This window comes from Aquimarina callyspongiae (assembly GCF_034322225.1).
In the GTDB taxonomy this organism is placed as follows: Bacteria; Bacteroidota; Bacteroidia; order Flavobacteriales; family Flavobacteriaceae; genus Aquimarina.
In genome coordinates, this window is sequence record NZ_JAXLPA010000004.1 from 715,113 (window position 1) to 740,311 (window position 25,199).

Annotated in this window: 13 protein-coding genes; 5 read left to right on the plus strand and 8 right to left on the minus strand. The window is 31.6% G+C overall.

The features are described 5' to 3' along the window. Positions 1–243: 243 nt before the first annotated feature. The 3 genes from U0D62_RS19735 to U0D62_RS19745 form a co-directional block, all read right to left on the minus strand. On the minus strand, positions 244–3,801 hold the full coding sequence (locus U0D62_RS19735) for an InlB B-repeat-containing protein (protein ID WP_322289056.1): 3,558 nt from the start codon (positions 3,799–3,801) through the stop codon (positions 244–246). An 87-nt stretch (positions 3,802–3,888) separates the two neighbouring features. Then, positions 3,889–4,641, minus strand: a complete 753-nt coding sequence (locus tag U0D62_RS19740) for a LytR/AlgR family response regulator transcription factor (RefSeq protein ID WP_322289057.1) — start codon at positions 4,639–4,641, stop codon at positions 3,889–3,891. 12 nt (positions 4,642–4,653) lie between these two features. Beyond that, positions 4,654–7,599: a sensor histidine kinase gene (locus U0D62_RS19745; RefSeq protein ID WP_322289058.1), complete on the minus strand. Its 2,946-nt coding sequence runs from the start codon at positions 7,597–7,599 to the stop codon at positions 4,654–4,656. 184 nt (positions 7,600–7,783) lie between these two features. Here U0D62_RS19745 and U0D62_RS19750 point away from each other — a divergent pair, with 184 nt between their 5' ends. Further along, entirely contained in the window at positions 7,784–9,223 is a 1,440-nt protein-coding gene (locus U0D62_RS19750) for a sodium:solute symporter (RefSeq protein WP_322289059.1), read from the plus strand. Here the strand turns inward: U0D62_RS19750 and U0D62_RS19755 are convergent. Both U0D62_RS19755 and U0D62_RS19760 read right to left on the minus strand, forming a co-directional pair. Continuing rightward, a complete protein-coding gene (locus U0D62_RS19755) occupies positions 9,200–9,562 on the minus strand; it encodes a CoA-binding protein (protein WP_322289060.1) in 363 nt (120 codons plus the stop codon). The two genes, U0D62_RS19750 and U0D62_RS19755, sit on opposite strands and share 24 nt — an antisense overlap. Positions 9,563–9,914: 352 nt before the next feature. Next, positions 9,915–12,107, minus strand: a complete 2,193-nt coding sequence (locus U0D62_RS19760; protein WP_322289061.1) for an ATP-binding response regulator — start codon at positions 12,105–12,107, stop codon at positions 9,915–9,917. 464 nt (positions 12,108–12,571) lie between these two features. Here U0D62_RS19760 and U0D62_RS19765 point away from each other — a divergent pair, with 464 nt between their 5' ends. Further along, a complete protein-coding gene (locus U0D62_RS19765) occupies positions 12,572–14,935 on the plus strand; it encodes a TonB-dependent receptor (RefSeq protein ID WP_322289062.1) in 2,364 nt (787 codons plus the stop codon). A gap of 283 nt (positions 14,936–15,218) precedes the next feature. On the opposite strand, the gene U0D62_RS19770 is transcribed toward U0D62_RS19765, so the two are convergent. The 3 genes from U0D62_RS19770 to U0D62_RS19780 form a co-directional block, all read right to left on the minus strand. Beyond that, on the minus strand, positions 15,219–16,226 hold the full coding sequence (locus U0D62_RS19770) for a 3-oxoacyl-ACP synthase III family protein (RefSeq protein WP_322289063.1): 1,008 nt from the start codon (positions 16,224–16,226) through the stop codon (positions 15,219–15,221). Positions 16,227–16,506: 280 nt separating this feature from the next. Next, positions 16,507–17,814 (minus strand): ABC1 kinase family protein, encoded by a 1,308-nt coding sequence (locus U0D62_RS19775; RefSeq protein ID WP_322289064.1) that lies wholly within the window; start codon positions 17,812–17,814, stop codon positions 16,507–16,509. Between the two features lie 52 nt (positions 17,815–17,866). Beyond that, a complete protein-coding gene (locus U0D62_RS19780) occupies positions 17,867–18,532 on the minus strand; it encodes a TetR/AcrR family transcriptional regulator (protein WP_322289065.1) in 666 nt (221 codons plus the stop codon). A gap of 263 nt (positions 18,533–18,795) precedes the next feature. Between U0D62_RS19780 and htpG the strand changes: the two genes are divergently transcribed. The 3 genes from htpG (at position 18,796) to U0D62_RS19795 (ending at position 25,193) form a co-directional block, all read left to right on the plus strand. Further along, a complete protein-coding gene (htpG, locus tag U0D62_RS19785; protein WP_322289066.1) occupies positions 18,796–20,682 on the plus strand; it encodes a molecular chaperone HtpG in 1,887 nt (628 codons plus the stop codon). 188 nt (positions 20,683–20,870) lie between these two features. Beyond that, positions 20,871–21,851 carry a response regulator transcription factor gene (locus tag U0D62_RS19790; RefSeq protein WP_322289067.1) on the plus strand — a complete coding sequence of 327 codons (981 nt, stop codon included), beginning with the start codon at positions 20,871–20,873 and terminating at the stop codon, positions 21,849–21,851. A gap of 90 nt (positions 21,852–21,941) precedes the next feature. Beyond that, positions 21,942–25,193 (plus strand): DUF2723 domain-containing protein, encoded by a 3,252-nt coding sequence (locus U0D62_RS19795; protein ID WP_322289068.1) that lies wholly within the window; start codon positions 21,942–21,944, stop codon positions 25,191–25,193. Positions 25,194–25,199: the final 6 nt, after the last annotated feature.

The following is a 25,199-nucleotide window of genomic DNA, read 5'->3' on the forward strand; positions in this document are numbered from 1 at the left end:
TTGAAACCTATATGTAGATGTGATTTAATTTAATAGGTTTCTCTTTATTTAAATTTCACATAAGTAATATTAACATCTTAATTATCAATACATACAAAACAATTAGCACAAAGCTTAATCGATATTTTTGAACTATTTTATTCATTCTAAACGATTAACAACACAATTTTTGACTTAAAAAATATTAGAAAACAAAGCCTTAAAGATTTACTTTAAGGCTTTATATGTTTTAGTTTAGAAAGATTACCTTTTAATGAATCGCTGGGTTCCTTTTCCTTTATCTGTTTCGATAATTAAGAAATAAACACCTTTGCTTAGAGATGAAACATCTATTTGAGCATTATTAGTATCTAATACTTTAATTTCATTGCCTAATATAGAATACAAGCGAATAGAACTAATCACCTCATCGGTTTTGATATACATCTTATCTACCACTGGATTTGGATACACTGTAAAGGCCACAGGAAATTCCTGATCATTTATTCCTAAGGTAGGATCACTAAAAGTGGCCATTATAGTTGTATTACCATTTATAGTAACTTGTAATGGGTTTGTGCTTCCTGAAGCATCACCACTCCATCCGTCAAATTGCCAATTTTGATTAGCAGTTGCAGTTATCGTTACTACCTGACCATTAGTGTAGGTTCCTCCTGCTGGAGACAAGGTAACATTTCCACTTCCAGTTGTGTTAACTACTAAGGTATATTGAATCTGACTAAACGTAGCAGTTACTGTTTTATCTGCATCCATAGTAAGACTTAAAGGATTTGTAGTACCTGTAGCATCACCACTCCATCCATCAAACTGATATCCAATTGCTGGAGTTGCCGTTAATGTAGCTGTAGTCCCATCATTATATGTTGATCCACTTGCTGGAGTTACATTACCATTTCCTGTTGCATTGATTGTCAACGTACGCTGAATCTGGCTAAATGTAGCTGTTACAGTTTTATCAGCATCCATCGTTACCTGTAATGGATTGGTTGTACCTGTAGCATCACCGCTCCATCCATCAAATTGCCATCCAGCTGCAGGAGTTGCTGTTAACGTAGCTGTAGCTCCATCATTATAAGTACTTCCACTTGCTGGAGTCACACTACCACTTCCTGTAGTATTAATTGTTAATGTGCGCTGAATTTGACTAAATGTAGCTGTAATTGTTTTATCAGCATCCATAGTTACTTGTAATGGATTGGTTGTACCAGTAGCATCACCACTCCATCCATCAAATTGCCATCCCGCTGCAGGTGTTGCTGTTAACGTAGCTGTAGCCCCATCATTATATGTTGATCCACTTGCTGGAGTTACACTACCACTTCCTGTAGTATTGATGATTAATGTACGTTGAATCTGACTGAAAGTAGCGGTTATTGTTTTATCAGCATCCATCGTTACCGGCAATGGATTCGTGGCACCAGTAGCATCACCACTCCATCCATCAAATTGATAACCCGCTGCTGGAGTTGCTGTTAGGGTAGCTGTAGCTCCATCAGAATATACTCCGGTTGAAGGGGTTACTGTTCCGCTACCAGATGTATTAACGGTTAAATCCCATACTGTTCCATTGGATCCGTATTCATAAGCTCCCATATCCACAGTTCCATCAATAATTCGGATTCCTCCGGATAGATCTTCTGATATTCCTGCGGGAACATTTGTATTATTTCCTGCATTAACTGCCGGAGAAGTGTTTTGTAATGTATAATCGTTATTTGGAGCATCTGTAAATAGTGGGTCACTATTCGTTCCTCCTAATTGCCCTCCTTCAATAATACTATTATTAACAGTTACACCAGGAGGTGTTCCATTAATTAGTTCGAGAGGAGTGACACTTCCATTTCCATAAATAATGGTATTATCGATTGTTCCTACTGTTCCATTTGCAAATATTGAGATTACATTTCCGTTAGCCCCTGTATTATTTGCAAAGGTTGAGTTTACAATCTCAAAATCATCTGAAAACACATATAAACAAGAAGCTCTACTCTGAGAAGTATTGTTGTAAAAAATACTATTTGCTATGGATCCTGTTGCATTACCATTACCTACACTTACTAAAAATGTATTTTGGTCTCTAGAAAAATTATCTCTTACTACACAACTTATAAAATCTACATCTGCCGATACGGTAGCAATATTTGGCATATTAGACCAATATCCTGCAACAGACGATCCTGAGTTTTTTTCGATAATACAATCTGTAAATGTAGCAGTAATTTCATCCCCTGCTGATTGTGGATTTGCAAAAACAGCCCCTCTGTTTGAAGTAACAGAATTGGATCCTGTAATTGTAAAACCATCTACAATGATATCTTTTGCATTTCCTTCTATTACAATTACATTATAGGTATTATCCTGACGTGTTGGTTCTGTATCCAAAATAGTAGCATTATCATCTCCATTAATATCTCCACTTAATATCGCAATGTTAGTTTTAGGATCTCTTTGATTCAACTGAGTTTCGGTAGCGTTAAATCCTCCATATAATTTTACTCCGTCAGGAAGTGTAAATCTTGCTAATCTGGTATTCGCATTTGAAGTACTTGGAACATAGGTTCCATCTGCCACCCATATCTCTGTACCAGACGCAGCATACTGTAATGCTGATTCTACAGCGACAAATGCATTTGTCCAGGAACTACCATCATTTGTCCCGGTAGCGTCTTTATCTACGTACATTCTTGAGGTTACTAAAAATGTCTTAGCAGCTGTATACGCTGTTGTAGCTCCTAACCCAGAACAATTTGTTCTTACATAAACATCATATAACTGTCCTGATACTAATCCTGTAATTACCTGAGAATTTGTTGAAATATTGGAGATCGTGGTTCCATTACCGATAGGCTGACCACTTTCTACATAAACAAGATCATACGTGGTTGCAGTTGCAGTACCTTGCCAACTTACCGTAGCATTCGTTCCATTAATCCCTGAAACAGTAACATTTGTAGGTATGCTACAAACAGGTATAGTAGTATCTGTATATCTATATATTCTTCCTCCATTAGCCCATCCTGCCACATAAATATCCTGGCCGATAATTTCGATACCTGCCAGCGCTCCCAAATTACCATTGATCAAAGTTGTTAATGGAGGGTTGGTAACAGTTACATCATTAATTCGATATAATCTTCCTGCTTCGGTGGTAATATATAGCATATTTCCTACAGCGTCAAGATCATAAGCCATATCTATTCCTGTTTTAAACACCACAGGAGTTGGGTTCGCCTGAGATAAATCAACTCGATATATTCTATCTTGACTTCTTTGAGTAACGTATAAATGATTTCCTATAACAGCCATTCCTCTTACATCTGTTCCAAATGCTCCAGTTATGGTAGTAATTAAAGTAGCAGAAGAAGCGCTGTTTATTTTATAAATTCTTGTACTGTTTCCTTGATAAGCAGTTCCAACATATAGCCCATGAGTAGTATTATAAGTAATCGCTCTTGCTCCTACTCCTCCTGGAGTGTTATGATATGTATTTGTCGTTGTAGGAATTCCTGCCAGTACATTTAAGGTTCCTATTGCTCCTGTCCTATTTGTTATTCTTAAGTTTGTTCCTGCTAAAGCAAGCCCTTCAGGAGAACTGATATTTGATACTACTTGTAAAGAAGGAGATCCAGTAGTGATGTCAATTTTCACAATCCTGCTTGATTGTGTTTCTGCTATATATAGTTCATTTCCATAAGATTCGAGGCCAACAGGTGTATTTAATCCGGTATACACGACGGTTTGTGAAAAAATTACCGGAAGACTACAAATATAGATCAGGGTAAAAAGTAATCTTGTTTTCATATCTTTCTTTTTAAGTTTATGAAAACAAATTTGTGGATTAAATGTTCTGACTACTTTCTGTTTTTTCTGAAAGTCCTGTTTTTCTTTCTAAAACACTTCCTGAACAATTTTTATAAACTCTTCTTTCTTGTCTTTTGCAATCGGAATCGTTTTTTTATTCTCCATAATCAGAAAATATCCGTCTTTTTTTGATAATTCTTTGATGTGTTTAAGGTTGATCAAATAGGATCTATGAGGTTTATAGAAAATTGGTTTGGATTCTAATTGCTCTACAAAATGTTTTAATGGTTTACAAATAAGTTCAGTTTTACCATCTTTTAGATATACTTTGGTATACATCCCATCCGCTTCAAATAAAAGTACATCATCATGAGAAACAAAAATGATTCCTTTAGGAATTTCTAACGCTATTTTATTTAACGCCAATTGTTTAAAAGCTTTTTTAAGATCATCAAATTTATTAGTAATGCTTTTATCTTGTATTACTTTTATCGTCTTTTCTACTGCTATCTTTAGTTCTTCGACATCAATAGGTTTTAACAAATAATCAATCGCAGAAAGTTTAAAGGCTTCTACAGCATAATGATTATAACCGGTTGTAAAAATGATTTGAAAGTTAACTTCTTTATTTTCAAAAAATTCTAATATCTGTAACCCAGAGTATTTTGGCATTTCGATATCCAAAAACACGATATCTGGTTGTTGCTCTTTTATCGTTTCAATTCCAGATTCTAAATCACTAGCTTGAAAAATACTTGTAATTTCCTGACATTCCCGAACAATTAATGCTTCTAATAATCTTCTGGCTTTATTTTCATCATCTATAATTAATGCCTTCATTTCTTTATTATTTTAAATTGGTATTATAATAGAAACTCTTGTCCCTTGAGCAACATTAATACCATCATGTAAATCTTCTATGTTTACTTTTATCTTTTTTTCTCTTGCACTATTAAGCAGGTCAACTCTTTTTTGATTTGCTCCTGTTGCAAATGAGGTGTGATATTTCTCTCTATTTTTATTAATTTCTTTTGAAGCCTCTCTCCCTATACCATTATCCAAAATACTACACTCTAATTCATCTTTTTTATCAGACACAGAAAAAGTTACCTCTAACTTTCGATCTTTCTTCTTGTGTAGCAATCCATGCTTTAAAGCATTTTCTATATATGGCTGGATAAACAATGGAGGGATTTTAATTTGATCCACAGCTACATTTTCTTTAACATCAACAGTATAATCCAAAATGTCTTCAAAACGATCTTTTTCAAGTTCTAAATAAATTTTTAATGCTTGTAATTCTTCTCTCAAACTTACCTCATCTTTTCTACTATGCTCCAGGTACATTCGTATCAATCTTGAAAATTTAACCAAAAAAACACTGGCAAGATCTTTTTCGTTTAACACAATGTATTCTTGAATAGAGTTTAGTGCATTGAATATAAAATGAGGGTTCATCTGAGATCTCAAATTCTCTAATTGAGATAACACCAATTTTTTATTGATTCTTTCTTTTTCTAAAGACGCTTCCTGTTTAATACGAAGTTTCTTAATCTTAATTACAAAATATTGCCAAATTCCTAAAATCAGTACTGAAATAATAGCTCCATAAAACCACCATTCTTTCCAGAAAGGCAATTGAATTGAAAAATGTATTTCGTCTATTTCAGATTCTTGCCTGGATGAAATCAAAGATGATTTTACCTGAAAAGTATATTTTCCGGGAGGTAAACTATTGTATTTCACAGAACCTATTCCGATATCCGTTGTTAACCAGCTATCATTATACCCCAATAACCTATATCGATACCTAATATTTTCTTTTGATTGAAAATCATTGGTATGAAAACTTAGTTTTATTGCGTTTTGATCATAAGGTAATGTATATTCATTTAGGATTAATGTATCTTTTTCTTGTATTTGCACTTGAGTAAAATACACTTTAGGAGTAAACTGATTTTTAAAAGCCTTTGCTTTTTCTACACTAACAAATCCCTGATTTGTTGCTAAAATCAATTTATCACCTAATATTTCAACATCAGATATGGTATAAGGAATAATACCATCTCTTCCTGTTAGTGTTTGAAACGTTCCATTGGAAGTATCTAGTAATTGGATTCCTTTATCTGTAGTAATCCAGAGTTTATTTTCATCTTCTTTAATTTTACCGGTTTGATTTGAGATCAACCCTTCTTTTATTGTATAATTGACTAAAACGGTATCATTTTTAATTCCGAAAATTCCATCCTTAAAAGTAGAAACCCATATGGTTCCATCTTTAGTTTCTGCCAGATCAAGCGCAAAAATAGGTTGTTCATTATTGGTTATGTTTTTAAATCTCAAAATTGAATCATGAACGACCAAATTATCCACATAAGCGATATAGCTTTTTTTATCTCTCTTGCTATAATGTGATGTATAGGTTCTTTTTGGTAATAATTCCTTAGAACTAAATTGTGTTTTTTTAGATACATTTTTTAGAATTCGTGCTCCGCTATAATAGGTATATATAAATGTATTATCATCTACTATGGATAGGTTTTTTGCACTAATAAAATCAATACCAGACATTAATGTTTTAGAAGAATAATCTAAAATACTTGATTGATCTCCCTGACTAATATATATTTCATTTTTTCCAGAATTATATAAAAGTGAAGTTACTCTTCTCTCTGAAGGTAAATCAATATATTCAATGTTTTTGTTAGCTATATCATAAAAGCCTGCTTTTCCTTTAGTCGTTCCAAAAAACAGTATGTTTTCATTGATTTTTTCAAGACAACTTAAATTTTCTACTCCTTTAAAAATATCATGTTGATTGATATAAATATTAGGCACCACATATACTCCATTTCTTAAAGTAATAAACCAATAATTCTCATTTTGATCAATGATCATCTTACCTGTATAGTTCTCTTCAAACAATCTTTCTTTAAAGATGAACTCATCATTTTGGTAATCGTAAATGATAACTCCCTGTCGTGTTGCAAACCAGATTGAGTCATCTTTTTCTAAATAATTATCAATTTTATTAGTTGCAAGTTCAGAAGGAAGCTTAATTTTATTCGCTTCTCCGGTTTTCATATCTACTCGATATAAAAAGTTTGAACCAAACCCATGTTGTAAGAAAAAACAGGTATCTTTTACCTTAAAGAAAGAACTTTTCCAAGCTACCCTTGTACCCTTCTCTTGTATATCTTCATATATTTCTTTTATGCTAAACTGTTTTTCAGGGGTATTGTTTGGAGAGAGCCTATAAATGCTTGTCCCCGATTGAAAATATATGAGATTTTTATAATAAAAAGGAACTCCTATTTCCTGACTTCCATTCGCTTTATGTATTTCTTTTATCTGCTTAGAAATCAGCGAAACACTATAAATTGCACGGGATCCAAATATCAACAGATACTTATCTGTAACCAGATAATCGAATAACTCTCCTTTTGCTTTTTGTTTATTTCCCAGATCAATAAACGTAATTAACTGACCATTCTCGACATAAAAAAACTGCCCGGAAATGTTCACGCACCATATTCTGCCTTTATGATCCTCAAACAATTCAAAGACAGACAAACCTCTTTTTTCTTTATTTGTAAAATTTTTGAAATGTTCTCCATCATATCGAAACAATCCTTTATCTGCAGCCAACCAGATAAATCCTTTACTATCTTCAATAATATCATAGAATTCAATATCAGGCAACCCATCTTTCTCAGACAGATGTATTGTAACCGGATGTTGAGCATATAAAGGATATAGCTGCAACAAAATAGCCAGATATAGTAATATTCTCTTCAATTGGTTAGCCTTTGTAATATTTCAAATCTACAATTTAGTTTAAAAAACTCATCTTTTTTCTTCTAAAAGCCTTGTATTACTTTCTAAACAGATATTGTAGTCATTATTCACTGCTAACTTTAAGGAACTTATTGGTTAAAAGCTTTTAATTTGTATTTTGGTAATTCATTTTTAAATACAATTCATGCAACCCATTCATATCCTGCTATTAATTGCTGCTTATTTTGGAGTTCTTTTATTAATATCATATTTCACCGGAAAAAACTCAGGGAATGAGGCTTTTTTTAAAGCGAATCGGCAATCTCCTTGGTATATAGTTGCATTTGGGATGATCGGTGCCTCTTTAAGTGGAGTTACTTTTATTTCTGTTCCTGGTTGGATAGAGGCCTCACAGTTTAGCTATATGCAGGTAGTCTTGGGATATATTGTGGGATATGCTGTGATTGGTACTGTATTATTGCCATTGTATTATAAACTTAACCTTACATCAATTTATACCTACCTTGAAGAACGTTTCGGAAATTATTCATATAAAACAGGCGCTTCTTTTTTCTTGATATCGAGAGTAGTTGGTGCTAGTTTCAGATTATTCCTTGTAGCAAATGTATTGCAAGTAATTATGTTTGACGCAATGGGAGTTCCTTTTTGGGTTACCGTTATCATTACTATACTACTTATCTGGTTATACACTTTTAAATCAGGAATTAAAACCATTGTCTGGACTGACACTTTACAAACGTTATTTATGCTTATTGCTGTAGGTGTGGCTGTTTATTACGTATCTGATGATCTAGGGATAAAAGGATCCAATCTATTAGGATATGTATTAGATAGTGATCTTTCTAAGATATTCTTTTTTGACGATTTTAAAAGTGGAGATCATTTTATAAAACAATTTATATCTGGAGCTTTTATTGCTATTGTTATGACTGGATTGGACCAGGATATGATGCAAAAAAACTTAACTTGTAGAAGTCTTAAAGATGCCCAGAAAAATATGTTTTGGTTTACGATCGTTCTTACTATTGTAAATTTTATATTTCTTGGTTTAGGTCTATTACTTACTCAATACGCATCACAACATGGTATTGATGCTCATAAAGATCAGCTCTTTCCGGTAATAGCTACTCAAAGCGGATTAGGTATCGGTATTGCCATTTTCTTTGTTTTAGGGCTTATTGCTGCCGCCTACAGTAGTGCTGATAGTGCTTTAACTTCTCTTACTACTTCGTTTAGTATTGATATTATGGATATTGAGAAAAAACATTCAGAGAAAGATCAGGTAAAAGCACGTAAACAGTACCACATTTTGTTTTCTGTTATCCTGGTATTGGTCATTATAGCTTTTAAATATATTATTAAAAATGAAAGTGTAATTGAAAAACTATTTGTCTTTGCGGGATATACCTATGGCCCTTTATTAGGTTTATATGCTTTTGGGTTATTTACTAAAATTAATGTAAAAGATCACCTTGTACCTATAGTAGCAATATTATCTCCTATATTATCTTATATTATTAGTGCTAATAGTGCTATATGGTTTGGTTTCGAATTCGGATTTTTTATTCTAATTCTCAATGGGTTTTTGACTTTTCTAGGATTAATATTGATCCGTAGAAAGTAATACTAATGTGCAAGCCACCTCAACCTCTATATTTTCTTTTTTGAGAATATCATAGAGTTCTGGATTTTCAGTTCCTGGATTAAAAAGTACTCTCTTAGGAGTTAGGCTTAGGATGTAATCATAATACTGTTTTTGCCTAGAAGGGTTAAGATATAACGTTATTGTATCTATAGATACAAATGGTTCAAGATTCGTTTTTATTTCTACTCCCGCAACTTCTCCTTCTTTTAATCCAATTGCCACTACTTCATGATCATTAGCAATCAATTTATGAATTGCATAATTAGAATATCTGTTTGTTTTTAGGGAAGCTCCTAATACTAATGTTTTTTTCTTCATAGTTTAATAACATCATAAAGGTAGGTAAAAAGTATACTTTATTTGAACTACTTTTTAAACTTCGTCCATAATACTTAGAACACCTAACACAAACGGCAAAAATCAGGTATTAAACGTTAAAAAAGGCCGAGAAAATGTTAAAAACAAAGGATGGCTGTAACACAAATAAAAGCAGTACGTCTTACTATTAAAGATATGATTTTTCATAAATTTAGTTAGTTAGTTACTTATAATAATCAAATTTTATTCATAGTTGATGGTTAGTGTTACTATTTGGTTATTATAGAAAACCGCCTCCTTATCCGAGGCGGTTTTTACATTTTATATTTATTTGAAAAAACATATATCTCTATTAGGCCAAAAACTCATTTAGTTTTATATAAAAGTGTTCCATTTCAAAAGGTTTAGATATAAAACCATTCATTCCTGCATTTGATATCTTCTTTTTATTATCTCCTATATCTATTGCTGTCAAGGCAATAATCGGGATCTTCTTATTAAAAATTCTTATTTTTTTTGTTGTTTCATAACCATTCATTTTTGGCATATGAATATCCATTAATACAATATCAAAATCCTGATTTTTAACCATCTCAATAGCATCAAAACCATTATCTATTACGACTACATTAGCATTTCCTGTTTTTAAAATACGTTTGGTAATCATTTGGTTGATTTTATTATCATCTACCACTAAAACTGTTTTGTTGTTTAAATTCTTGTTTTTGTTGTGAGCATTCTTTTTCTGTTTTTCAATGAGCTCTTTTTTACACTTAAATTTTAGAATAATAGAAAAACAAGATCCTTCATTAGGTTTACTTTCTACTTGAATCTCTCCATTCATAGCAAATAATAAACGTTTTACAATTGCTAATCCTAAACCTACACCTTCATAATTACGGTTAAGTTTTACAGATTCTTGATAAAAATCTTCGAATATACGAGTCTGCATTTGCTTAGAAATGCCAATTCCATCATCTTTAACACATATTTTTAGTGTAACTTTTTCTTTGCTTTCTAAATCACATTCAACCCGATTAACATATAACCATATATTTCCATTTTTAGTAAACTTTAGAGCATTGCTTAAAAGGTTGATTATTATTTGAGATAATTTAATTGAATCTCCTTTAAGTCGTTTTGGAATAGAATCATCTATCTCAACATGAATAACATTATTGTTTTCCTTTTTTAAATAACTCAATCCATGTATAATATTATTTATAACCTCTTCAACATTAAACTCAATGACATTTAGTTCTATTTTATTTGTATCGTATTTATTAATTTGAAGTATATTATTTATTAAGGATAACAGGTGTTCTCCTGAAGATTTCATTGCGTTAAGGTAATGTACCTGTTCTTTTTTAGGTCGTTCGCTAATTAAAATATCTGTAATACCTGTGACTGCATAAAGAGGAGTACGAAGTTCATGACTAACGGTAGAAAAGAAATTGTTCTTTAACTGTGACGCGTATTCTATCCTTTCATTAGCTTCAAGAAGCTCTTTGTTTTTAAATTGTAAACGGTTATTTAACTTTAAACGATTTTTGTTGGATTTATAGAGGAGTATTATAACAATTACTGTAATGAAAAATAAGATAAGTAGTGCCGAGCTAAAATATTTTATTTTTTGCAGGGATTGGTTTTGGCTTTTATTCAACTCTTTGGTTAAGTTTAAACTACTTTCTTTTTCAAATAGTTCCTTTTCTAATTGGTTTTTCTCTTTTAGTAAATCTTGTTGCTTTTGAAAATTCTTTTCTAAATAGGCTATTTGGTTTTCTAAAGATCTTTTTGCTTCTTCTGGTTGTTTTAATTCATCATATACAATCATCCTAGCCTTTTCTATCCTAACCAATTCTGGATAATCATCATTCTTCAAAGCTAATGAATCAGCAATTTTAAAATTTTGGAGAGCTTTGTTATAACTTTTCTTAGTTGTATAGATACTTCCCAGATATCTATGCGCTTTTATAATAATATCGGATTGCTGTCCTGTATTTGGTTGATATAACTTTATGGCCTCCATCAGGTAAAAAGTTGCACTATCAAAATCCTTTAATTTGTATTTTATTTCTCCAATATTAAATGTAGGCCATAATGCTTTATAAGTATCTTTTAATTCTAATGCCAGATCTCTTGATTTTGTATAGCTTTTTTCTGCTTTTTTAAAATCTTCTCTATCAAAATGCACTATCGCCATATTGTTATAATAATAAACAAGATATGATCTGTAATTAGCTCTTAATAAAGCTTCTTTTGATAATTTATAGTATTCTTCAGCCTTATCTAGATCCTTCATTTCATAAAACAAAACTCCCATACAATTATAAGCATCGCCTATAATTGAATCATTATTTGTCTTTTTACCATACTCAAGAGCATAACTAAGCTGTTCATAAGCTTTATTATACTCACCCTTAAGGGTTATGTTAAAGGATGCGCCGATAAGTTTGGTTATACTATCCTTACTTATTTCTGACGATTGCGCATTGATATGTGTTAAGCTAATAATCCCTATAAAGAAAAAAACTACTTTTTTCATGAACCTCTATCTACTTCATTATTGATCAAATACATAATACTATATGCCAAAAAAATGGTATACAGCAACGTATTAAAACATGGTTACAAGCCCGCTAAATTCTTCTGTCTTTGTCTTTTTGTATTAAAGAAGATAATCCCTCGTACTAAAAATAATGAATAAAGTTCTATTTCTACCATAATTTGTTAAAGAAATGTGAATTTTATGAATACAAGAATTTATTTACCCCAAAATCATCGAATTACACTTGTAATTTAGGTTATAAAACATTTTGAATCGCACAATTTTCCTGCTTGTTATAATATAATGTTAAAATTAAAGCAAAGTGTAACAGAATTTATGAATGGTCGTCATGTCGTTATATACACGCTTGATCAACGTGTTAATTTTGGGAAAAACTTACGCATTTGTATTATGTATTACAAAGTACAATGCAATACATTAATTAGTCAAAAAACGTTCAGATGAAAACAATCAATCAAAAAGCAATTTTGGCATTATTCTTTTTATGTTGCCTGTTTGTAACAGCTCAACCAAGTAATAATGTCGTAGTAGGTACAATAAAGGGAAAAGTCATAGATAAAAACCTACAACAAGCTATTCCATATGCCACCATTGTTATAAATGATGGTGCCAATAAAATTATAAGTGGTGGAATTACTACAGAAAATGGAGATTTTCTAATTACAGACATCCCCAAAGGAGCTTATACATTAAAGGTTCAGTTTATTGGGTACACTACCTATAGTCAACCTATAGAAATATCACGCAAAAGTAAGGACATAGATGTAGGTACCATTAGTTTAGAAGAAGCTGCAGAGGCTCTGGATGATGTTACCATTGTAGCTGAACGTACCACAATCGAACAGAAAATTGATCGTAAAGTTATTAATGTAGGGAAAGATTTAACCACAACAGGGGGAACGGCAGCAGAAATCATGCAGAACCTTCCATCTGTAAATGTTGACCAAGATGGAAACATAGCACTGAGAGGAAACCCGAATGTACAAATACTTATCGACGGTAAACCAACTAATATCTCTGCTGCGCAACTTTTAAAACAGATTCCATCTACATCAATTAAATCTGTAGAGTTAATTACTAACCCTTCTGCCAAATATAATCCAGAAGGAATGAGCGGAATTATCAACATTGTATTACACAAAAATGCTAATATAGGATTTAACGGTAATATTAATCTTGGTGTAAACTGGGATAAAAATGCTCGTTTTAATAGCTCTATTGATTTAAACTATCGTAACGGAAAAGTTAACGTATATGGTAACTACGGAGCAAATATTACCAAAAGAAGACAAGCAGGATTTGTTTTCAGAGAAGATCAAAATTACAGAACAGATTTTGGTTTTTTGGATAATAATAAATCTCATCTATTTAAGGTAGGTATTGACTACTACCTAAATGATAGAAATACTGTTTCTTTTTATACAAACCAAAATCTTTTTGATGGGTTAACTACAGGAACCACAGATATTATCTTTTTTGAAAACAATGGAACAGATGTAACCCAAAGCTTAGCAAGTGATAGTGATAATCTAGGGTCTACTTATAATTTTGATTACAAGCACGATTTCAAAAAAGAAGGTCATAATATAGAATTAGAAGTAGACTATAATGTATTTGAAAGTGATAATGACGATAACTTTGCATTTGTAGGAGGAAATACACCAAATTATGTTGACATAATTGATAATGAAAGAGCAAATACCACAATTAACCTGGATTACGTAAATCCACTTTCAGAAAGCACCAAATTAGAGCTAGGTTATGAAGGAAGGTTAAGAAGAACGGATAATGAATATGTTTCTACATTATTTGATGACTCAGCTTATAAATATGATAGAGATATCCACGCATTATATGCTACTTACGGAAAGAACTATGAAAAGTGGTCTTATCAAATGGGAGCCCGATTTGAAAGTTATCAGGTGGAGGCAATCTTTAATGGCGAAAAAGTTTTTGAAGATGATATTTTCACAGTATACCCATCGGCATATCTTACCTACAGACCAGGAGAAAAAAATAGTTATCAATTAAGTTATAGTCGTCGTGTTGATCGTCCTGGGTTAAATCAGGTAAATCCTATACGAGAATGGGCAACACCAAGAATTACATCTCGTGGTAATCCAGAATTAGATCCTCAGTTTACTAATTCTATTGAGTTTAATTATACTCGAAGATTAAAAGGTGGATCTGTTACTGGGGGAGTATTCTATCGTATCATAAATGATGAGATCAATCAGACATTGCTGGAAGACCCAACAGTTGAAGAAGGTCAAATCTTAACTTTTTCAAATTTTGATAACAACTCTGCATATGGTTTAGAGTTATCTAGTAACTATAGACCTGCAAAATGGTGGAATTTTAATGCAAGTTTTGACCTTTACGGTCAGACTCAGAAAGGTATTGTAGAAGGTGTAACAAGAGAAGTAGATGCTGTTATTTATAACTTTAGAATGAATAACAACTTTAAAGCTACCAAAAACCTTACTTTCCAGGTATTTGGATTTTACAGAGGAGAACAAGAAGGTGTTCAATTTAAAACCAAACCATTTTATTTTGTAAACACAGGAGCACGATATAATTTCTTGCAAGGAAAAGGTACTGCCAGCATTAATTTCAATGATATTTTTAACACTATGCGATTTAGATTTTCCGGAGATACTCCATTTCCACAAAACGGAAGATTCCAAGGGGAAACCCAAACAATCTTCCTAGGATTATCATATCGTTTCGGAAGTGGCAAAAACAGAAAAGTTTCTAGAAAAAGAAGAGATAAAAATGAGAAATCCGGTGGAGGAATACTTTAATATATTCAAACAAAATGTTAATATTAAAGAATATTTGTATATTATTTGTTAATTTTAAGAAAATACCCTCAGAAAAAGGTCAAAAGTTAAAAAAATGATAAAACTAACCTTTTTTTGTAACGCAACTTAATTTACAACGTCTATTCTAATACAGTCGGTTATAATTTATTTGAATTAGCCTTTAAAGAAAAGATAACCTGTGATTTCAAAAAACGCAAAGTTGATGGCTTTGCGTTTTTACTTTTTATAATAAACTTATTAATATCTTATTTACATAAATTATCTACCATCTTATAATGGCGCTTCCCCAAGTAAAACCACTTCCAAAAGCCGCTAGAACTACCAAATCTCCTTCTTTGATTTTTCCTTCTTCCCAAGCTTCGGTTAATGCAATAGGTATTGAGGCTGCTGTAGTATTACCATATTTCTGGATATTATTATACACCTGATCATTTGATAATCTAAATTGCTTTTGCACAAATTGCGAAATTCTAAGATTTGCCTGATGAGGAATCAGCATATTAATGTCTGTAGCAGCCAAATTATTATTCTGTAATCCTTCATTGATTACTTCAGAAAAACGTACAACTGCATTTTTAAACACAAATTGTCCATTCATATATGGATAATAAGGTATGTTTTCCTGAGGGTTTTCTTCTATGATTTCAGGAACCCAATGTTCTGTACTAGGTCCTTCTAATGATAATTCTTTTGCGTGCGCTCCTTCACTATGTAAATGCGTTGATAAGATCCCTCTACCTTCTTCTTCACTTCTTGATAAAACTGCTGCTCCTGCTCCATCTCCAAAAATTACAGAAACTCCTCTTCCTCTCGTAGTCATATCCAAACCTCCACTATGGTTTTCACTACCGATGATCAAGACATTTTTATACATTCCGGTTTTTATAAACTGGTCGCCTACCGATAAAGCATAAACAAACCCGCTACATTGGTTACGAACATCTAACGCAGGAATCGTTTTCATATTCATCATTTCCTGTACTCGAACTCCTCCTCCTGGAAAATACATATCTGGACTTAGTGTTGCAAAAATGATCAAATCTATATCATCATTGGTCAATCCTGCTCTTTCTATGGCTATTTTTGCCGCTTTTACTCCCATTACAGAAGTACTGTTGCCATCTCCTTTCTTAATGTGACGCCTTTCTTTTATCCCTGTTCGTTCTTGAATCCAGGCATCATTAGTGTCCATCAACTTAGAAAGATCATCATTGGTTACAACATTTTCAGGAACATAGTGTCCTAATCCTGATATTTTTGACGTATACATATATTTTTAAGTATTGAGTGTGTATTGTGATCAGTTTACTATTTATCTGATTCTGCAAAAAAACTGCCGCCTAATATATGTATTCTTATGATTTTGATAAAAGAAACTTTAACAATATTATATGCATGCATAACAAATAAAAACTTAAAAACCGATCACTTTAAATCTATTTAATTTTAAACAATCTATTATTAAAAAATGCGAAAGGTACGCCAACCACAGCGTACCTTTCTAACAACCTAACCAATAAATAAACAAACCAAGTCAGTCGGGTGACTGACTATAGGTACTTTTCAAAATTTCTTACCCGAACGGTCGCTCCCAAATCGTGTAACAAATTATATAAGCCAAAAAATGTTCTATTGATATATAAAAAGTGTTTACTTCCTCTATTACCATTCATTTTTTTTAGCTCTGCATCTTTAGCATATTTCTCACTTAATGCTGTTATTTTGTTCCAAAATTCTTTATCAGAAAAATCAAAAGTTTCTTTTTGAAATGGTCTTGTAAAAAAGCTTAGCATCTCATGGAACAATTCCGAGAAGAACTCTTGCTCTTGGGGGGAATCATCTTCTCGGAGTATTTCCAATTGAAACATTTTTTCTTTAAAGAAAATGGGATTGTCAATATTTTTTTTCTCAGATAACTCAAAATAGGGTACATAAAATTCTAAAGGAATTTTTTTAACACACCCAAAATCTATTGCTATCAGGTTATTATCGTTATCAACCATAAAGTTTCCAGGATGTGGATCGGCATGTACTGCTTTAAGATGATGTATCTGGTACATATAAAAATCCCAAAGCGCCTGCCCTATCTTATCAGAAACATTCTGATCCTTATTTTTCCTGGCATAATCACTAAGATGAAGCCCATCCATCCAGTCCATTGTTATGATTCGTTCACTGGATAACTCTTCATAATAGGTTGGAAATTTAAGGTTAGATATCTGTGAACAAGATTCTGTAATTTCCTTACTCTGTTCTACTTCTAACAAATAATCAGTTTCTTCCAACAATTTGCCTTCTAACTCTTTAAAATATTTATCAGAACCTTTCCCTTTTAGATTAAACATTCTGATGGCGATGGGTTTAACCATCGCCAGATCAGAACTTATACTGTCTGCAACTCCAGGGTATTGAATTTTCACAGCAAGTTTTTTCCCATCTTTAACTGCTTTGTGTACCTGTCCGATACTCGCGGCATTTACAGATTGAGTTGCAAACGTATCATATAACTCTTCAGGGTATTTACCATGATATTTTTTAAAAGTTTTTCTAACCAATGGTGCTGATAGTGGGGGAACACTAAATTGTGCCAGAGAAAATTTTTCTACATAAGCATTAGGAAGTAAATTTTTCTCCATTGATAGCATTTGAGCTACTTTAAGAGCGCTTCCTTTCAAGTTTTTTAATCCATCATATATATCAGCAGCATTATCTTCATTGAGTTGATCTTTGGTTAAATCAGGCTGAATTGCCTTTTTACCATAATACTTTAGATAATTACCTCCAACTTTTACCCCAGTCTTCACCAGTTCAGCTGTTCTTCCTATTTTACTAGTCGGTATTTTATCTATCGTTTTCATTAATCAATGATTCTTCTGTAGTACAAGTCAGAAATTATTTTAATTCCTTACTTTAATTCCACATAAATTTTTCTTTCCAAAGAAATTTTCCAAAATCTAAAACATTATTTAAAGGCGTATTATCGAGAAGATCAAAGATGGTATTAACCGATTTCTCTATGGCAACATCTGTTTTTTCAAAACTTGGAGAACTATCATCAACCCAAAACTTTAAAATGAATAAAAACTGCATCCAGGCTCCTTCTGTATAAACAGATACTGGATTTTTGGTAATATTATATAGTTTAGTATCATTATCTTCTTTTATAAGTTCTCCTGCAAAATCTTTAATGTGATTTCGCAAATCTTTTAGTTGTTCCAGGTTTTTAAAAGGTACATTTTGGGGTTTTAAAACAAAAAGAACATAACTTCTGTTTAAAGTAAGTAGCTCAAAAAAAGTGTAGAAAAAAGTGAGCACTTTATCTCTACTAGAAAAACGTGGATACTCAGAATTTTTACTTATAACATCCACGGTTGTTTTATAAAAAGCGTTCCAAACACCTGCCGTAAGGTTTTCTATACTTCCAAAAAATCGATAAAAATCTTCTTCAGAGATTTTTATCTCTTTACAAAATTTATATACAGATACCGGATAACCATCGTTTTCTAATACATACTCCATGTACTTTGATATAATTGATTGAGCATCAATTGCCTTTTTTCTGTTTGAAGAAGCCATGTTTTTAGTTTTTTATGCTAGTACCGTAAATATAATAATTGTTTAACTTTTTATAGAACAAGTTAAACAAAAAATACGTTAAAGTTACTCTAGTTGACAATGAATAACTTACAATTATAGTCTTAGTCATAAAATATGTCTGAAAATTACATTCTTGACCTTAAAAAATCTTGACTTAAATGTCAGTTTGTCAGATACTCTTTATTGGTATTTTTTTTGACAATTACCTTTTCAAATAGACAACAAAATTAAAACCGTATAAAATGGCAACAGGAAATATTAATGTATCTGTAGAAAACATTTTTCCTTTAATCAAAAAATTCTTGTATTCAGATCATGAGATCTTTTTAAGAGAATTAATTTCTAATGCTACTGATGCAACATTAAAGCTTAAACATTTAACAAGCATTGGTGAAGCCAAAGTAGAATATGGCAATCCTCTTATCGAGGTTAAAATAGATAAAGATAAAAAGCAACTACATATTATCGACCAAGGAATCGGTATGACAGCAGAAGAAGTTGAAAAATATATCAACGAAGTTGCTTTTTCTGGAGCTGAGGAATTTCTAGAAAAATATAAGGATAGTGCAAAAGATTCTGGGATCATAGGTCACTTTGGACTTGGATTCTATTCTGCTTTTATGGTAGCAGAAAAAGTAGAAATTATCACTAAGTCTTATAAGGATGAGCCAGCTGCACATTGGATTTGTGATGGTTCACCTACTTATACTATTGAAGAGCATAATAAAACGGAAAGAGGTACAGAAATCATTCTTCACATAGGAGAAGATGATACAGAGTTTCTTGAAGAAAGCAGAATCAATGAGCTATTGGTAAAATATAATAAGTTTATGCCGGTTTCTATCAAATTTGGAACCAAAACAGAAACTTTACCTAAACCAGAAGATGCTAAAGAAGAAGATCCTGCTCCTACTCAAGAAGTAGATAATATCATAAACAATCCTAATCCAGCCTGGACAAAACAACCTACAGAGCTTAAGGATGAAGATTACAAAGGTTTTTATAGAGAGTTGTATCCAATGCAATTTGAGGAACCTCTTTTTAACATTCACCTTAATGTTGATTATCCTTTTAACCTAACAGGGATTTTATATTTCCCAAAACTAGGTCAGGATATGAATATGCAGAAAGATAGAATTCAATTATATCAAAACCAGGTTTTTGTTACAGATAATGTAGAAGGGATCGTTCCTGAGTTTCTTACTATGCTAAGAGGTGTAATTGACTCTCCAGACATTCCATTAAATGTTTCTCGTTCGTATCTGCAAGCCGATGGAAATGTAAAAAAGATATCTAGTTATATCACACGTAAAGTAGCTGATAAACTTAATTCTATGTTCAAAAATAACCGTGAGGATTTTGAGCAAAAATGGAACGATATTAAGATTGTTATTGAATACGGAATGCTTTCTGAAGAGAAATTCTTTGAAAAAGCTGACAAATTTGCTTTGTACCCTACTGTAGATAATACTTTCTTTACTTTTGAGGAGTTACAAGAAAAAATAAAAGATCAGCAAACTGATAAAGATGATAAGTTAGTAGTTCTTTATGCTTCTAATAAAGATGAACAACATGCATATATCACTGCAGCAAAAGATAAAGGATATGAAGTATTATTATTAGATTCTCCTATCGTTTCTCATCTAATCCAGAAGTTAGAGACTAGTAAAGAAAATATCACTTTTGTAAGAGTGGATGCAGATCACGTTGACAATTTGATCAAAAAAGATGAAGAAACTATTTCTAAGTTATCAGATGAAGAAAAAGATGCTTTGAAAGTTGATTTAGAAAAAGTGATTCCGGCAGAGAAATATACTGTACAGTTAGAGGCTATGGATAGTAATGCTTCTCCATTTATGATTACACAACCAGAATTTATGCGCCGTATGAAAGAGATGCAGCAAACCGGTGGTGGAGGAATGTTTGGAATGGGTAATATGCCAGAAATGTACAACCTTGTGGTGAACACCAATCATGAATTGATCGGTCAAATTGCTAGTACAAAAACTGACAAGAAAAAAGAACGTTTGATCAAACAATCTCTTGACTTGGCAAAATTATCTCAAAATTTATTAAAAGGAGAAGAATTAACTGCTTTTATCCAACGTAGCTTTGAGATGATAAAATAAATATCAGTTATATATATATTTATACTACACGATATGAATAATAACTTATTTAGACAGATGTAGTTCTGTTATAACTTGTGATTATAAAAAGCGCTTCGATATCGAAGCGCTTTTTTTGGTCTCTACTTTTTTTATTATGAATTCAAAAACGGTTATCTTAATTTTGTTTAAAGCCAGAAAATGATTTTATGATGAAGATAAAACTTATATTACTGACTCTTTTTATTTCTTGTATTTCTATACATGCTCAAAACTGTGTTTCGGGTTATGTAAATATAGATCATCCAGATTCTTGGGAAAAACAAATATATTTAAGCCAATTATCAGTTGATGAACATACTAACAGTCATAATAGTCAGATAATTGCATCAGTACCGATACAAGAAGATGGTTTCTTTGCTTTTGATAAAAATCTTTTTACTGCTAACAGCAATATTTATAAACTCTATCTCAATCCAAAAAGAAAAAACAAACTTGTTCACAAAATAAAAAACTTTAAACTCTTTATTCTTTCTAAAAAAGATACCATATTTTTTAAAAAAGGAACATCTATATTTTCTGATTATACTACTAGTAACAAAGCAGATCTTGAATGGCAAAAACTAAAGAAATTCGAATCCTTGTACGAATCTTCATTTGCCCAATTAGATACAGCTCAATACTTAATGGAAACTAAAGGTTATGTAAAAGATTCTTTACAAATTCTTTTAGTAAAACTAATTAGTATCAAAAAATTAGATGACAAAAATCTTCTTGAAAAAGATATTAAAGCAAACCCTCGGTATTATCAAGATTTATTAAATGAATTAAAATCCAGTGAGCTAAACCCTATGCAATATGCGTATCTAGAGAATAAATTAATTTTACTAAGTAAAAACGTTGTTCAACAAAAATACTCGATCAGCTTATTACTAAATGGTATTGGTTTACTGATCATTATCACACTACTTATTTTCTACCTAAGATCAAGAAAAAAATCCAAAAGCAACCCTTCTTTTTCTTTAAGTAAACAGGAAAATACTATTAAAAATTTAATCATTGAAGGAAAGAGCAACAAGGAGATCGCTAATGAACTATTTATTAGCCTGAGTACAGTAAAAACACATATTACTAACATTTACAGCAAGTTAAACATCTCCAACAGAAAAGAATTATTACTGAGAAAATAAAAATAGTACTGGTACTAGCACCTTTTTCAGCTCCTTAAAACTACTTTTTTTATAGTCTCTTGTGATTACTTTGTTTTAAAAAGTAATTTCATGAGTTCTGATAAAAATCCATTCATAAGATTTCAAAAATGGAATAAGATACTTGGTTGGTTGGTTTTCACCATAGCTTTATCGGTATATATACTTACAGTAGAACCCACGACTAGTTTTTGGGACGTAGGTGAATATATTGCGACCTCATCCAAACTACAAATTGGACATCCTCCTGGCGCTCCTTTATTTCAAATGATTGGTGCAGTCGCTTCTAATTTTACATCAAATCCAAAACAAATTGCGCTTACCCTCAATATCAGCTCTGCTCTAGCTAGTGCTCTTACTGTTTTATTTATGTTTTGGTCAATTACTATGCTTCTCTTAAAAACATTTAAAGAACGAGAAAAAATTAAAAAAAATGATGCAATTATCATTTTAAGCAGCTCCCTTATTGGTAGTTTATCTTTCGCTTTTACTGATAGTTTTTGGTTTAATGCTGTAGAAGCCGAAGTATATGCATTAGCGACTTGTGTTTTATCTGTTCTCTTTTATTTAGGGTTATTATGGGACAGAGATATGCACAAATCACGAGGAAATAAATGGCTTATCTTAATATCTTTTATTACCGGTTTATCTTTTGGAATTCATTTTATGGGGTTATTATCAATTCCTGCAATTGGATTAATTTATTATTTTAAGAATTACAAAAAAATAACGGTCAAAAACTTTATACTAGCTAATATATCTGCAGTAATTGTATTATTATTTATATTCAAGTTATTATTACCTTCTATATTGAAGTTTTTTGGGGCTTCAGAAATTTTCTTTATTAATACTTTTGGACTTCCTTTTAACTCTGGAAGTATTATTGCCGGATTAATTATTATACTATTTTTCTACCTAGTATTAACACATACCAGAAAAAAAGGATTTGTTCTTCTTCATACTTCTTTGTTATGCATTCTTTTCATATTAATTGGTTTTTCTTCTTGGATTATGATTCCTATTCGTGCCAATGCAGGAACCGTAATCAATGAGAACAACCCTAATAATGCAAGAGAACTCTTAGCATATTATAATCTGGAACAATACCCTGAAAACCCTTTGTTATATGGACCACAATTTACTGAGGTTTATTCTCATCTTGATAAAAACAATCCTTATAAAGATGGCGTACCTAAATATGAAAAAGATGAGAAAACAGGCACTTATATAATAGTAAATAATTGGAAAAACTCAAGGCAAAACTTAGATGACTATCATAAAGTATTTTTACCAAGAATGTGGAGTGCAGAACATATTAAAAACTATATGATCTTTACAGGTCCGATTAAATTTACTATTAAACCTCAACATAAAGATAAAAAACAATTACTGGACGCCGTTACAAAGTTTAGAAAGGACTATGCTCTTGGAAAACTAAACAATAATGATTACCACAAGTTTTTGCAATCCTTTGGTAACTACCTCGATGTACAGAAACCTTCATTATTAGATAATCTTAAATATTTATTCAAATATCAGATAGGTTATATGTATTGGCGTTATTTTATGTGGAATTTTGTTGGTAGACAAAATGATATCCAGGGAAAAATGACCAAGCTAGAAGGCAATTGGTTGAGTGGTATCACATTCATTGATGAAATACATCTAGGCTCTCAGAACAACCTGCCAATAGATGTGTTAAAAAATAAAGGACGAAACACATATTTCTTCTTTCCCCTATTGTTAGGGTTATTTGGTTTCGTATTTCATCTTAAAAAGGAAAGAAAAAGCTTCTGGGTGCTACTGGTTTTCTTTGCATTTACAGGTATCGCTCTTAAAATATACCTTAATGAAAAACCTTTTGAAGTAAGAGAACGGGACTATGCATTAGTAGGATCATTCTATGTATTTGCCATCTGGATTGGTTATGGCGTATATGCTTTATATGAATCATTAAAAAATGTATTTAAACCCAGATTACTAATTATAAGTACTATTACTATTAGCCTCTTATTGGTTCCATTACGTTTGTTAAGTCAAAATTGGGATGATCATGATCGATCAAATAGATTTACAGCACAATCTATGGCCAAAAATTATTTATCATCTTGTCAAAAAGATGCAATTTTATTTACTATTGGAGATAATGATACTTTTCCATTATGGTATCTGCAAGAGATCGAAGGTTTCAGAACAGATGTACGTACTATCATCGGCACATATTTATCTACCGATTGGTATACAGATCAAATGAAAAGAGCTGCTTATGATAGTAAACCTATCCCTTCTCAATTAACTCATGATTTTTATAAATACGGAAATAATGATATTATTCATTTTCAAGAAATCACTAAAGATACCCTATCCATAAAAAAATGGATGCAATGGGTTGAATCTGATGACCCAAGAACTCAAGGTAATTTATTAAGTGGTGAAAAAGTAAATACTTTTCCTAGCAAACACATAAGAATTCCTGTCGACAAAGAAACTGTATTAAAAAATGGAATCGTTGCTCAAAAAGATGCTGATAAAATAGTGCCCTATATAGACATACATATTAAAAAGGACTATTTGATCAAAAATCAATTAATAATGCTAGATATCATTGCAAATAATAATTGGGAACGACCTATCTATTTTTCTGGCGGTAGTTTTAGTGATGAAGATTATGCCTGGACGAAAGATTATCTACAACTAGATGGATTAATCTATAAACTAGTGCCTATTCTAACTAAAATAGATCCTAAAAACCCGTATGAAATGGGTCGTATTAATACGGATATTACGTTTCCAATTGTAAAAGATTGGGACTGGGGAAATGGTGAAGATCCTGATATCTATCGAGATCCTGAAACTCGTAGGAACTCTATTTCATATCGAAATAACCTAGGTAGATTGGCAACCGCTCTAATCGATGAAGGAAAAATGCATAAAGCCGAAGAGATTTTGGATTTAGGAATGCAAAAAATGCCTGTCGAATATTATGAATTCTATTCTACGCTCTCTTCTTTTATTGATGGATATTATCGAATAGGAAAACCCGAAAAAGCTCATAATCTTTGGAAAAAAGTTACACGAAAATATCAGGAGCAATTAATTTACTACGGAAATCTAAACCTAGGAGAACAATATGAACATATCGAAGAAATTATTATCAATATAGAATATTATAAAAATCTGGTTGATCTTCTGGTAATTCATGAAGATGAAGCTCTTTTGGATAAAAAAATTGAAGAATTTAATAATCATTTAAAATTATTCACTAGTCTTTATAGCGAAGAAGAGCAATACGATAAAGAAGAACTAACCCCTCTTAAAGATTAGTTATAC